This window comes from Stenotrophomonas maltophilia group sp. P373 (assembly GCF_053295075.1).
Window position 1 is genome coordinate 564239 of sequence record NZ_CM129994.1, and the last position, 12979, is coordinate 577217.

A 12979-nucleotide genomic window follows, 5' to 3' on the forward strand; every position below is an offset into this window, starting at 1 on the left:
AATGTCCGCTGTTGCTGTTGCATCGGCTGTTGCCTTGGCTTGAAGCGGGTGCAGGGTGCAACCCTGCCGAACCCTCACTGCGGTAGGGTGGGCCGATGCCGCGCTGCAGCTTGGCGCCGCCGCAGATTTGATTACACTTGAAACTTGTTTGCCCACGACTCCGGACACCCACCCATGAAGCTTGGTTCTTTGAAGGAAGGCGGCCGCGACGGCACCCTGATCGTCGTCTCGCGTGACCTGCGCCACGGCGTGCGCGCCACCGGCATCGCCGCCACCCTGCAGCAGGCCCTGGAGGACTGGAGCCACATCGCACCGCGCCTGAACGCCCTGTACGAATCGCTCAACGCTGGCGACGCCGATGGCGTGTTCGACCTCGATGCGCAGGCGCTGGCCGCACCGATGCCGCGTGCCTATGAGTTCGTCGATGGCAGCGCCTACCTGCCGCACGTCGAGCGCGTGCGCCGCGCCCGCGGTGCCGAGGTGCCGGAGAGCTTCTATACCGACCCGCTGATGTACCAGGCCACCAGCGCAGGCTTCTACGGCCCGCGCGATGCGGTCAAGGTGGTCAGCGAGGACTACGGCATCGACCTGGAAGCGGAGATCGTGGTGATCACCGACGACGTGCCGATGGCGGCCACCCCGGAACAGGCCGCCAGCCACATCCAGCTGGTCGGCCTGGTCAACGATGTCTCGCTGCGCAACCTGATCCCGGGCGAGCTGGCCAAGGGCTTCGGCTTCCTGCAGTCCAAGCCGCGTTCGGCGCTGTCGCCGGTGTTCGTCACCCCCGATGAGCTGGGCGCTGCGTGGCAGGACAGCAAGGTGCACCTGCCGTTGCTGACCCACATCAACGGCCAATGGTTCGGTGCGCCGGAGGCGGGCGTGGACATGCAGTTCAACTTCGCCCAGCTGGTCGCGCATGCGGCCAAGACCCGCCCGCTGGGTGCCGGCACCATTGTCGGCTCGGGCACCATCGCCAACGAAGACACCAGCAAGGGTGCCTCGTGCTTCGCCGAGCAGCGCGTGGTCGAGACCCTGCGTGACGGCAAGCCGAGCACGCCGTTCATGTCCTTCGGCGACGTGGTCCGCATCGAGATGCTCGATGCTGCCGGCAACAGCATCTTCGGTGCGATCGAGCAGCGCATCGAACAGGCGGCCAAGCCCTGAGCATGGAGGCGGCGATGGGGATCCCGGTCGACGACGGCATCGTGCTGTACACCTACTGGCGATCCAGCGCCGCCTACCGCGTGCGCATCGGCCTGGAGCTGAAGGGCCTGGCCTGGGAGGCGCGGCCGGTGCATCTCGTGCGCGACGGTGGCGAGCAGCACCATGAGGCTTATCGCGCGCTCAATCCGCAGCAGCTGGTGCCGACCCTGCTGCATGATGGGCACACGCTGACCCAGTCGCTGGCGATCATCGAGTACCTGGAAGAGCGCTTCCCACAGGTGCCGCTGCTGCCGGCCGACGCTGCGGGCCGCGCACGGGTGCGGGCGCTGGCGCAGCTTGTGGCCTGCGATATCCATCCGATCAACAACCTGCGGGTGATGCAGTACCTGGAACGCGACCTGCAGCTGCCTGCCGAAACCCGCACGCAGTGGACCCTGCACTGGATCGCCGAAGGCTTTGACGCGATGGAAGCGATGCTGGCCAACAGCCGCGACACCGGCACCTTCTGCCACGGCGACCGCCCTGGCCTGGCCGACATCTGCCTGTTGCCGCAGCTGTACAACGCCCACCGCTTCGGCCTGGACCTGGCACCGTACCCGACCCTGCGCCGCATCGAAGCGGCCTGCCAGGCACTGGATGCCTTCGACCGCGCCCGCCCGGAACACCAGCTCGACGCCGCCTGAAAAAAGGGGACGGAGGGGATTAAGTCGTATATGCACTTACGACTTAATCCCCTCCGTCCCCTTTCTGTTGCAATCGGGCCAGGTCATCGCGGAACAACCGGTAGGCCTCCTCGCGGCGGGCATCGTCGGTCTGTCGCAGCACCCATGCCGGGTGCACCGTGGCGTAGCCGCGCGTGCCGTCCTCGAGGGTGTGCCAGCGCCCGCGGTCACGCGAGAGGTCGAAATCATGGCCGAACACCGAGGCTGCCGCTGTCGCGCCGAGGCACACGATCACCTGGGGCCGCACGCGCGCGATCTCACCCATCAGCCAGGGCCGGCAGGCCTGGATGTGACGGCTCTCCGGCCGCTTGTGCAGCCGCACCTTGCCGCGCCGTTCATGGTGGAAGTGCTTCATCGCGTTGGTGAGGTACAGCGTGGCGCGATCGATCCCCAGTTCCGCCAATGCGCGGTCCAGCACCTGGCCGGCAGGTCCTGCAAATGGCTGCCCACGCAGATCTTCGGTGTCACCGGGTTGCTCTCCGACCAGCATCACCCCGGCCCCTGCCGGCCCCTGTCCGAATACGGTCTGCGTGGCCTGCTCCCACAACGGGCACTGGCGGCAGGCGCTGGCCTGCCCGCGCAGATTGTCCAGGCTGCTGGCTTCGGCTGCCGATGCCGGAGGGTTCGCTCGCAGCGGAATCCTGCGTTGCGGTGCCTGCGCGGGACGGTCATGCATTTCCTGCACGCGGTCGGCGGCGTCGCGTACCAGGCGAGGCAGCAATCGGGCTTCAGGCAGGTGGCGCCAGTACTTGGCCGGCATCTCCTGCATCATCATCCGCGTGTTGAGCCGGGCCGGATTGAAAATGCTGGCGTAATAGGTCTGCCACAGCGACTCGCGTGCATCCTCGGCCGGGGCATCCTCGCGTCGTGCACCGGGGCCGAAAGCAAGCGCCTGCCCATCCCAGGAGGCACTGCGCGAAGGCGTGAGGATGGCCCAGCGCATGCCGGTGAAGCGGCGCGCGAAGAACGGCGCGACCCGGTCGACGATGTGGTGCTGTGGCTCGAACCAGGCGATGAACGCATCAGGCTGGCCAGGCACTTCGCGGAAGCGCACGAATGCCTTCATCTTGTGCGTGTCGCGGCGGACCGCCTGGGCCATGGCCATCGCCCTCAGTACGTCGGCATCGGCAGGGTTTGACAGTACCCAGCGTTCGCCATGGGCGATGCGCCACAGCAACCGGTACAGGAGGGCCATGCGTTGTCCGTCGCGATGGCACAGGCAGGTGTCCGCCAGCTCCAGGAAGTCGCGAGGTACCGTCGGTGCGCCAGCGTCGGCCTGTGCGGGCGCCGAGGTGACCGCTGGCGCGTCCAGCAGTGATGCGTCGCTGCCCTCGAGCCAGTCCAGCTGCTCCGGCGCGACGCCGCGCAGCAGGGCTTCGCGCGCACCGCTGCGCCAGGCCTCCAGCGACCATGGCGGATCCACCCGCAGCGACCAGCGCTGCGCGTCAGGCCGCGGACGGGGCATCGAACAGCGAACCCTGTCGCGGCGGCGGGGCCAGCTGCGCGCGCAGCGCCGCCGGATCGTCCAGTGCTTTGCGCGGGTGATGGTCGGCCAGCAGCACGAACGGCAGCAGCTTGCTCATCGGTGCCTTCAGGCGTGCGATGTCGGCCACGCGCAGCCGCCCGTGACGGCGTGCCATCAGCACGCGCTTGACGTTGCGCACGCCAAGGCCGGGTACGCGCAGCAGCATCTCCTTCGGTGCCCGGTTCAGATCGACCGGAAAGCGCTCGGGATGGCGGATTGCCCAGGCCATCTTCGGGTCGATATCCAGGTCGAGCATGCCGTCCTGGGTGGTATCGGTAATCTCATCCACGCCGTACCCGTAGAAGCGCAGCAGCCAGTCAGCCTGGTAAAGGCGATGTTCGCGCTGCAGCGGTGGCGGCTGCAGTGGCAGCTGCCGGCTGGCGTCCGGAATCGGGCTGAACGCGGAGTAGTAGACCCGGCGCATGCGGTAGTTGCCGTACAGGCTGTCGGCGCTGGCCAGGATCTGCTGGTCGTTTGCCCCGTCCGCGCCGACGATCATCTGGGTGCTCTGCCCGGCCGGTGCGAAACGGGGAGGGCTCGGGCGAGTGCTGCGGCTGGCCGTCGGTGCCACCGCTGCAGGGGCCTTGCGAGCTTCCTTGGCTTCCTCGATGCGCCAGCGCAGTTCCCCCATCGCGCCACGGATGGAATGAACCGTCTTCTCCGGCGCCAAGGCGCTCAGGCCGGCTTCGGTGGGCAGTTCCACGTTGATGGACAGGCGGTCGGCATAGCGCCCGGCACTGGCCAGCAGTTCCGGCGAGGCCTCGGGAATGGTCTTGAGGTGGATGTAGCCGGCGTAGCGGTGTTCTTCGCGCAGTTGCCGGGCGACTTCCACCATCTGTTCCATGGTGTAGTCCGCATTGCGGATGATGCCGCTGGACAGGAACAGGCCCTCGATGTAGTTGCGCTTGTAGAAGTCCAGGGTGAGCGTGACCACCTCATCCACGCTGAAACGTGCACGGGGCACGTTGCTGGAAACCCGGTTCACGCAATAGGCGCAGTCGTAGACGCAGAAGTTGGTCAGCAGGATCTTCAGCAACGAAACACAGCGGCCATCGGGCGTGTAGCTGTGGCAGATGCCCATGCCCTCGGTGCTGCCGATACCGCCGCTGGCGCGCGAATCGCGCTTGCCCGAGCCGCTGGAGGCGCAGGAGGCATCGTACTTGGCGGCATCAGCCAGAATGGCCAGCTTGCGGATAGTTTCCATTGAGGAAACCTACGGATGAGGGGTCTCATTGGATGAGACCGCCCCTGAATTCTTCAGAAAAAGGGGACGGGGGATCAAGTCGCAAGTGCACAAACGACTTAATCCCCTCCGTCCCCTTTTTCGTGGGATCAGAAGCCGTGAGTGATGCTGGGTGCGCCTGCCGAGAAATCGGCGTACGGGTCGTGCTCGCCGCTACTGCCTTCGGACAGGCGGAACTTCAGGGCCAGGCCATCGCGCGAGTCGGCCGCGCGCAGCGCTTCCTCCTGCTCGATGGTGCCGGCCTTGGCCAGCCGGAACAGGCACTGGTCGAAGCTCTCCATGCCTTCTTCCAGCGAGGCTTCCATCGCCGCCTTGATCTCGTGCACCTGGCCGCGGCGCAGCAGGTCGCGGATCATCGGCGTGTTGATCAGTACCTCGGTGGCCGGCAGGCGACGGCCCTCCTTGTTCTTCACCAGGCGCTGGCTGATCACCGCACGCAGGTTCAGCGCCAGGTTCATCAGCACGTTCTTGTGCGCGCTTTCCGGGAAGAAGTTGAGGATGCGCTCGATGGTCTGGTCGGCGTTGTTGGAGTGCAGGGTGGCCAGGCACAGGTGGCCGGTCTCGGCGAAGGCGATCGCCGCCTCCATCGTTTCCGCATCCAGGATCTCGCCGATCAGGATCACGTCCGGCGCTTCACGCATCGCGTTCTTCAGCGCGTTGTGGAAGGCGTGGGTGTCCAGGCCGACCTCGCGCTGGTTGACGATCGACATCTTGTGCTTGTGCAGGTACTCGATCGGATCCTCGATGGTGAGGATGTGACCGGTGGTGGTGCTGTTGCGGTGGTCGATCATCGACGCCAGCGAGGTGGACTTGCCGGAACCGGTGGACCCCACCACCAGCACCAGCCCGCGCGGGGTCATGATGACGTCCTTCAGCACCTGCGGCAGGTTCAGCTCCTCGATGCTCGGAATCCGGCTGCGGATGGCGCGGATGACCATGCCGACCTCGCCCCGCTGCTTGAACACGTTGACGCGGAAGCGCCCGGCATCGGGCAGCGCGATGGCCATGTTGAGCTCCAGCTCGCGCTCGAACTGCGGCACCTGGCCTTCGTCCATCAGCGAGTAAGCGATCTTCTTGACCATGCCCGGCGGCAGGCCGGTGTTGCCCAGCGGATAGAGCTTCCCTTCGATCTTGATGTAGACCGGTGCCCCGGTGGTCAGAAACATGTCCGAAGCGTTCTTTTCGGTCATCAGCTTCAGGAAGTAGCCGATATCCATTGCGAATTTTCCCCAACGAAACGGCCGACGCCCGTTGCCAGCACGGTGTCGGCTTGACGACAATGGCCGTGAACCGACAACCGGTACGGCCTCCCCAATGAAACGACTTAGCTTCGCACGAATGCGCCATGGCCTGTATGTGATGGCGTTTGCATTCGCACTGTCTGCCCCCGCCTGGGCGCAGGACGCTGCCCTGGAACTGGCGCAGGCCCGGCAGGCGGTCGACAAGGCCACCCAGGCCGATGCCGACCAGTACGCCCCGGACCTGATCGGGCTGGCCCGGCAGGGGCTGGAGCAGGCCCAGCGCGCCGCCGGCGACCGCCGCGAGCGCAAGAACGCCCCGGCGATGGCCCTGCGCGCCGCCGCCGATGCCGACCTGGCCCGCGTCCGCAGTGAGGAAGCCACCGTCACCGCGCAGCTGCAGCTGCGCCGCAACGAGGTCAACCAGCTGCAGCGCCAGCTGTCGACCGGGGAGGACCGCCGGTGAAGCCGATTACCGCCGCAACCCTGGCCGCGCTGCTGGCGCTGCCGACCCTGGCCACGGCCGCCGACAACCCGATGGTGGCGCAGCTGAGCCAGCGCCTGATGGCCATCCAGGCCAACCCCGATACCGCTGAGCTGGGCGCCTTCGAGCGCATGCAGGCGCAGCAGGCCATCGCCACCCTGGACAAGGCCAAGCGCCGCGACCAGGAGCTGGCCACGTACCTGGCCGAGCGCCGGGTGGAGATTGCCGAGACCGCCGTGCGCACCGCGCTGGCCGCGCGCGAGGTCGACCGCCTGGAGCGTACCCGCAGCGACCTGCTGATTGAGGCCAGCCGCCGCGATGCCGCCCGTGCCCGCCAGGAAGCCGAGCAGCTGCGCATGCAGGCGCAGATGCAGGCCGAGGAGGCCGAACGCCTGCGCCAGGCGGCCGAGGCCGAGACCCTGGCCCGCCAGGACGCCGAGAATGCCCTGACCAGCGTGGCCGGCAAGCAGCAGCAGCGTCTGAGCGCTGCCCAGCAGAACGCTGCCAGGCTGGCCCGGGAGGAAGCCGAGCTGGTGTCCGGGCAGAAGCTGCCCGGTTCGAAGTTCGACGCTCGCGGTGAGGTCTTCACCTTCGGTGGTGACGCGTTCGCCGCAGGCGCCTCCAGCCTGTCGGGTGGCGCCCGCAACCAGGCCAAGGCCCTGGCCGAGTACCTGAACATCGGCAAGAAGGGGCGCCTGCGCATCGAGGCCTACGACAGCGCCAACGGCGTGGGCCAGAAGCGTGCCGAAGCGCTGCGCGACGCCCTGGTCGCGGGTGGTGTCGCCAGCAACCGGATCCAGGTCAGCGGCAAGAAGGCAGCGTCCACCCGGGTGCGCTCGGCCGAGGTCATCATCGCGCCGTAATGCATTGATATTGTTTGTTTTTCGTTGCGATGAGCATTCAGCCTGAACCCCGCCCCGGCGGGGTTCGGTCTTTTTGACGCAGGGGTCTTGTACCCCGCCTTGAGCAGGCGTAGGGTCAATCGTCCGGGACGCAATGCCGCGGACCGGACGATGGGAGGGCCGGGCCGATGCAAGCAGGGCGCGAACCGCAGCAGATCGACGTGCGCAGGCCAGTGCCGCAGGTCGTTGCAGGCGTCCAGGTGGCCATCGGCCGGCACTCCTCCATGAACAACGCCCCGTGCCTTGCGGCCGGGGCGTTCGTGTATCTGTCGAAGGAGGTCCATCATGTTTGAAGATCAGCCCCAGAGCGAGATCGACGCACGTCGCGCGCGTGATCCGGAGTTCAGGGCACTCCATGACCAGCACCGCAAGTTGAACAAGAAGTGCATGGACGCGGAGTTGGGTGTACTCCCGATCGATGATGTCACCCTGGGTCGCATGAAGCGCGAGAAGCTGCTGGCCAAGCAACGACTTCTGCGAATGTACGAAACACCGCTCCCAACGACGTCCCCCACGCTTTGACGCACCCCGTCACGCCCGGAACGGCGTGACCCGGCCATCGATGGCCCGGCCGGGCGCTCCTGCCCCGGCATCGCGGCACCGCCGATGAGGCGGCCGCGCCAAGGCACCACAGGCGGTGGTGCCTTGGCCTGCAGGCACAACTCACCGATGCGGGCGGTACCGGTCTCCTCGTCGACCCGGGGCCGTCCGCATCCCTCTACGGGACGGCGGGCGGCATGCCCGCGCCGACCTGACATTCAGCGCCATCCGTCGGATAATCATCGGTCCGGCCCTGCGTGGCGCGAATCGAAAGTCCTCCGAATGCCCATCCATTCTTCCGTCCTCGAACTCATCGGCCAGACCCCGATCGTCAAGGCCCAGCGCCTGGACACCGGCGTCTGCGAGCTTTACCTGAAGCTCGAGAGCGCCAACCCGGGCGGTTCGATCAAGGATCGCATCGGCCTGTCGATGATCGAGGCGGCGGAGCAGCGGGGTGACCTGAAGCCGGGCGCGACCCTGGTCGAGGGTACCGCTGGCAATACCGGCCTGGGCCTGGCACTGGTGGCCCAGCAGAAGGGCTACAAGCTGATCCTTGTCGTTCCCGACAAGATGAGCCGCGAGAAGATCTTCAACCTGAAGGCGATGGGCGCCGAAGTGCGCCTGACCCGTTCGGACGTCGCCAAGGGCCACCCGGAGTACTACCAGGATCTGGCCAAGACCATCGCCGAGCAGACCCCGGGCGCCTACTTCATCAACCAGTTCGGCAACCCGGACAACCCGGCCGCGCATGAGTTCGGCACCGGCCCGGAGATCCTCGAGCAGATGGGCGGTGACCTCGACGCCATCGTGTTCGGCTGCGGCAGCTCCGGCACCATGACCGGCCTGTCGCGTGCGTTCGCCAGGCTGTCGCCCAAGACCGAGCTGGTGCTGGCCGATCCGGTCGGCTCGATCCTGGCCGAGTACATCAACGACGGCGTGCTCAACGACAAGTCGGGCAGCTGGCTGGTGGAGGGCATCGGCGAGGACTTCCTGCCGTCGATCTCCGACTTCAGCCGCGTCAAGAAGGCCTATGCCATCAGCGACGCCGAGAGCTTCCACACCGCGCGCGAGCTGCTGGGCAAGGAAGGCATCCTCGGCGGTTCGTCCACCGGCACCCTGCTGGCCGCGGCACTGAAGTACTGCAAGGAGCAGACCACGCCGAAGAAGGTGCTGGTGCTGGTCTGCGATACCGGCAACAAGTACCTGTCGAAGATGTACAACGACTACTGGATGCTGGACAACGGCTTCCTGGAGCGCCCGCAGCACGGTGACCTGCGCGACCTGATCCTGCGTCCGTACGGCCAGCGCGACACGGTGGTGATCGGTCCGAACGACCTGTTGACCACCGCCTACCAGCGCATGAAGCTGTATGACGTGTCGCAGCTGCCGGTGATGGACGGTGAGCAGCTGGTCGGCATCGTCGATGAAAGCGACGTGCTGCTGCATGTCTATGGTGACGAAGCGCGCTTCCGCGACACCGTGTCCACCGCGATGGTCAGCAAGCTGGACCGGCTGGACGTGAAGTCGCCGATCGAGGCCCTGCTGCCGGTGTTCGACCGCGGGCAGGTGGCGATCGTGATGGACGGTGACGCCTTCCTCGGCCTGATCACCCGCATCGACCTGCTGAACTATCTGCGCCGTCGCGTGCAGTAGACCGCTGATCGCTGCCGTTCACCGCTGAATTCCGGTTTATTCGCGTCAAAGCTCGTTAAGGCTGCGCTGATAGACTCCCGATCCTTTGACGGCGCCGCACGTCGGCGCCATTCAGGAAACGACATGTCCAACTCCTCTTCGCCCGACCGCGCGCTGGCCCTGGCCACGCTGGCCATCCATGGCGGCCAGTCGCCCGATCCCAGCACCGGCGCGGTGATGCCGCCGATCTACGCCACCTCGACCTATGCCCAGTCCAGCCCGGGCGAGCATCAGGGCTTTGAGTACTCGCGTACCCACAACCCGACGCGCTTTGCCTATGAGCGCTGCGTGGCCTCGCTGGAAGGCGGCACCCGTGGCTTCGCCTTCGCCTCGGGCATGGCGGCCAGCTCGACGGTGATCGAGCTGCTGGACGCCGGCAGCCACGTGGTGGCGATGGACGACATCTACGGTGGCAGCTTCCGCCTGTTCGAGCGCGTGCGCCGCCGCACCGCCGGGCTGGATTTCAGCTTCGTCGACCTGACCGATCTGGCGGCCTTTGAAGCCTCGATCACGCCGAAGACGAAGATGGTCTGGATTGAAACCCCGACCAACCCGATGCTGAAGATCGTGGACATCGCCGCGGTCGCTGCCATCGCCAAGCGCCATGGCCTGATCGTGGTGGTGGACAACACCTTCGCCTCGCCGATGCTGCAGCGCCCGCTGCTGCTGGGCGCCGATCTTGTGCTGCACTCGGCCACCAAATACCTCAATGGCCACTCGGACATGGTCGGTGGCATGGTCGTGGTCGGCGACAACGCGCCGCTGGCCGAGCAGATGGCGTTCCTGCAGAACTCGGTGGGTGGCGTGCAGGGCCCGTTCGACAGCTTCCTGGCCCTGCGCGGCCTGAAGACCCTGCCGCTGCGCATGAAGGCGCATTGTGCCAACGCGCTGGCGCTGGCGCAGTGGCTGGAAAAGCACCCGGCGGTGGAGAAGGTGATCTACCCGGGCCTGCCGTCTCACCCGCAGCATGAGCTGGCCGGCAAGCAGATGGCCGGCTACGGCGGCATCGTCTCGATCGTGCTCAAGGGCGGGTTCGAGGCGGCCAAGCGCTTCTGCGAGAAGACCGAACTGTTCACCCTGGCCGAGTCGCTGGGCGGTGTGGAAAGCCTGGTCAACCATCCGGCGGTGATGACGCATGCCTCGATCCCGGTGGCGCGTCGGGAGCAGCTGGGGATCAGTGATGCACTGGTGCGGCTGAGCGTGGGGGTGGAGGAACTGGGGGATCTGCAGGTGGATCTGGAAAGGGCGCTGGAGGCCGCCGGGGCATGATGGGGCAGCGCGTCGAGTTGATGCTCAGCCTGACCGGGCGCGACATCAAGAAGAAGTACAAGGATTCACTGCTGGGTGCGCTGTGGGGCGTGCTTGTGCCCCTGATCATGCTGGCCATTTACACGGTCATCTTTGCCACCATCTTCAGTGCGAAATGGAAAGGCATCGAAACGCACAGCAGGGTGGACTATGCCGTTCTGCTGTTCATCGGACTGATCGTCTACAACTTCTTCGCCGAGTCGTTGACGCGTGCACCTAGTGCGGTGCTCAGCAATCCGAATCTGGTAAAGAAGGTGGTATTCCCACTGGAAGTCCTGCCTCCCGTGGTCGTGCTGTCCTCGCTTTACAATGCGGGCGTCGCCAGTGTTGCATTGGTCGGGTTCCTGATCTTCAGCAGTTTTGGCCTGCACTGGCAGATTGTGCTGTTGCCGCTGCTCGTGCTGCCGCTGCTGGCTCTGACCCTCGGAGTGTCCTATCTGTTTGCTTCGCTGGGAGTGTTCTTCCGCGACGTGGACCAGATTGCAGGCCTGCTGGCTCGTGTGCTCCAGTACCTTACGCCAGTGCTGTACCCGTCGATCATTTTCCCGGAGAAGATCGGCACCTGGATGCGGCTGAGCCCTCTTGCGGTGTACGTTGAGCAGATCCGCGCGCTCATCGTCAGCGGTACCTTGCCGGACTGGGGGCGCTACGCATGGGCCCTGGGCTGGTCGCTGGCCATCCTGTTCTTTGGATACTGGTGGTTCCAGCGTACTCGGAGGGCCTTCGCCGATGTCGTCTGATGATCTCGTCATTGATATCGAAAATGTCAGCAAAGTCTTCAACATTTTCGAGAAGCCATCTGATCGGTTGCTGCAGATGTTGCTGCCCAGGTTGGGGCGGATCGTGCCTGGCGCGGGCGAATGGTCGTCGCGGCAGCGCGGACGTGAATTCTGGGCCCTGCGCGATGTCAGCCTGAGGGTGAAGCGGGGTGACGCCGTGGGCATCATCGGGCGTAACGGTTCCGGCAAGTCGACCCTGCTGCAGATCATTGCCGGAACACTCGCGCCGACGACCGGCCGGGCACAGGTCAACGGACGCATTGCTGCCCTTCTGGAGCTCGGTAGCGGTTTCAATCCAGATTTCACCGGGCGCGAAAATGTGCTGCTGAACGGCATGATCCTGGGCCTGACCGAGCGCGAGGTGCTACAGCGTTTCGATGCCATTGCGGCGTTTGCCGACATCGGAGACTTCATCGACCAGCCCGTGCGGACCTACTCCAGCGGCATGATGTTGCGTCTGGCCTTTGCCGTGCAGACGCAGGTCGAGCCGGACATTCTCATCGTCGATGAGGCTCTGGCGGTCGGTGACGCACTGTTCCAGAAGCGCTGCTTCCAGCAGATGGAAGCCCTGCGAGCCAATGGCTGCACGCTACTGCTGGTGTCGCACGACCAGGAGTCCATTCGTACTCTGACCGATCATGCGATTCTTTTGCGAGACGGCGTCGCGCGCGCCGCTGGTCCGTCTTCCGACGTCGTGCTGGAGTATCGCAAGCAGTTGCATGAGGACGAGCGTGATTACTATGCGTCCATCAGTGCGCAGCATCTGCAGCACGCGCAGAAGATCGTGGAGGCGCAGGCCGCTGCTGATGCGCCTGTCGAGGGAGGTCCGCATGAAGGATCCCCCGTTCTGGGGGCGCGCAGCGACAAGCTTTCTTTCGGTGACTACGATTGCGTGGTCGAGCGGGTTCGGGTGCTGGATGGTCAGGGCGAAGAATGCGCCTACTTCCTGCCGCGCGAGAGGCTGGTCATCGAGGTGACCGCACGCCCGGTGCGTGACATGGACAAGCTGAATGTGAATGTCCGCTTGCGCAACAAGGAGGGCGTCAAGCTCTACTCGTGGGGAACACTCAACCAAGACGTGCGCCTGTGGACGGAGGAAGGTCGGCAGGATCCGGGGGTGTGGGGCACCATCTTCCGGGCCGATACGCCGTTTACCGTGCGCTTTGAGTTCGATTGCTCGCTGGGCGTGAACTTCTACGAAGTGCAGGTCTCAGTGTCGGAAGAGCTTGAGCGCTTTGGTGGAGCACAACGCATGCTGCATTGGCGCGACGAAGCTGCTTTCTTCCAAGTTGGAATGCGTCAGAAGGAATACACCTTTGGCGGCGTCTGCGACCTCCGCATGCATGCGGAAGTTGTGGGTGCACAATGATCGAGGCGCCTGT

12 protein-coding genes are annotated in these 12979 nt (G+C 65.6%); 9 read left to right on the plus strand and 3 right to left on the minus strand.

What is annotated here, in order from left to right; translation table 11 throughout:
- The first annotated feature begins 174 nt into the window (after positions 1 to 174).
- Both ACSYHF_RS02600 and maiA read left to right on the plus strand, forming a co-directional pair.
- The gene (locus ACSYHF_RS02600) at positions 175 to 1164 is read left to right on the plus strand and encodes a fumarylacetoacetate hydrolase family protein (RefSeq protein ID WP_262221679.1); all 990 of its coding nucleotides are present in this window, start codon (positions 175 to 177) and stop codon (positions 1162 to 1164) included.
- A gap of 14 nt (positions 1165 to 1178) precedes the next feature.
- Positions 1179 to 1847, plus strand: a complete 669-nt coding sequence (gene maiA, locus ACSYHF_RS02605; RefSeq protein ID WP_134955719.1) for a maleylacetoacetate isomerase — start codon at positions 1179 to 1181, stop codon at positions 1845 to 1847.
- A gap of 43 nt (positions 1848 to 1890) precedes the next feature.
- Here the strand turns inward: maiA and ACSYHF_RS02610 are convergent, their stop codons facing one another.
- The 3 genes from ACSYHF_RS02610 to ACSYHF_RS02620 form a co-directional block, all read right to left on the minus strand.
- Positions 1891 to 3351 carry a UdgX family uracil-DNA binding protein gene (locus tag ACSYHF_RS02610; protein WP_329916026.1) on the minus strand — a complete coding sequence of 487 codons (1461 nt, stop codon included), beginning with the start codon at positions 3349 to 3351 and terminating at the stop codon, positions 1891 to 1893.
- Positions 3332 to 4615, minus strand: a complete 1284-nt coding sequence (locus tag ACSYHF_RS02615; protein ID WP_329916027.1) for a putative DNA modification/repair radical SAM protein — start codon at positions 4613 to 4615, stop codon at positions 3332 to 3334. The genes ACSYHF_RS02610 and ACSYHF_RS02615 overlap by 20 nt, the downstream gene beginning before the upstream one ends.
- A gap of 128 nt (positions 4616 to 4743) precedes the next feature.
- Positions 4744 to 5871 carry a PilT/PilU family type 4a pilus ATPase gene (locus ACSYHF_RS02620; protein WP_049416904.1) on the minus strand — a complete coding sequence of 376 codons (1128 nt, stop codon included), beginning with the start codon at positions 5869 to 5871 and terminating at the stop codon, positions 4744 to 4746.
- Positions 5872 to 5992: 121 nt separating this feature from the next.
- Here ACSYHF_RS02620 and ACSYHF_RS02625 point away from each other — a divergent pair, with 121 nt between their 5' ends.
- The 7 genes from ACSYHF_RS02625 (at position 5993) to ACSYHF_RS02655 (ending at position 12966) form a co-directional block, all read left to right on the plus strand.
- The gene (locus ACSYHF_RS02625; RefSeq protein WP_005415160.1) at positions 5993 to 6358 is read left to right on the plus strand and encodes a DUF4398 domain-containing protein; all 366 of its coding nucleotides are present in this window, start codon (positions 5993 to 5995) and stop codon (positions 6356 to 6358) included.
- Positions 6355 to 7239: a hypothetical protein gene (locus ACSYHF_RS02630; protein ID WP_329916028.1), complete on the plus strand. Its 885-nt coding sequence runs from the start codon at positions 6355 to 6357 to the stop codon at positions 7237 to 7239. The genes ACSYHF_RS02625 and ACSYHF_RS02630 overlap by 4 nt, the downstream gene beginning before the upstream one ends.
- Positions 7240 to 7563: 324 nt before the next feature.
- Entirely contained in the window at positions 7564 to 7800 is a 237-nt protein-coding gene (locus ACSYHF_RS02635; RefSeq protein ID WP_005407964.1) for a YdcH family protein, read from the plus strand.
- A 300-nt stretch (positions 7801 to 8100) separates the two neighbouring features.
- On the plus strand, positions 8101 to 9471 hold the full coding sequence (locus tag ACSYHF_RS02640) for a pyridoxal-phosphate dependent enzyme (RefSeq protein WP_053497943.1): 1371 nt from the start codon (positions 8101 to 8103) through the stop codon (positions 9469 to 9471).
- A gap of 123 nt (positions 9472 to 9594) precedes the next feature.
- Positions 9595 to 10779: a cystathionine gamma-synthase gene (locus ACSYHF_RS02645; RefSeq protein ID WP_329916030.1), complete on the plus strand. Its 1185-nt coding sequence runs from the start codon at positions 9595 to 9597 to the stop codon at positions 10777 to 10779.
- Positions 10776 to 11558, plus strand: a complete 783-nt coding sequence (locus ACSYHF_RS02650) for an ABC transporter permease (RefSeq protein ID WP_069139425.1) — start codon at positions 10776 to 10778, stop codon at positions 11556 to 11558. The genes ACSYHF_RS02645 and ACSYHF_RS02650 overlap by 4 nt, the downstream gene beginning before the upstream one ends.
- Complete coding sequence (locus ACSYHF_RS02655) at positions 11548 to 12966, plus strand: ABC transporter ATP-binding protein (protein ID WP_329916031.1); 1419 nt, start codon at positions 11548 to 11550, stop codon at positions 12964 to 12966. The genes ACSYHF_RS02650 and ACSYHF_RS02655 overlap by 11 nt, the downstream gene beginning before the upstream one ends.
- Positions 12967 to 12979 lie beyond the last annotated feature (13 nt).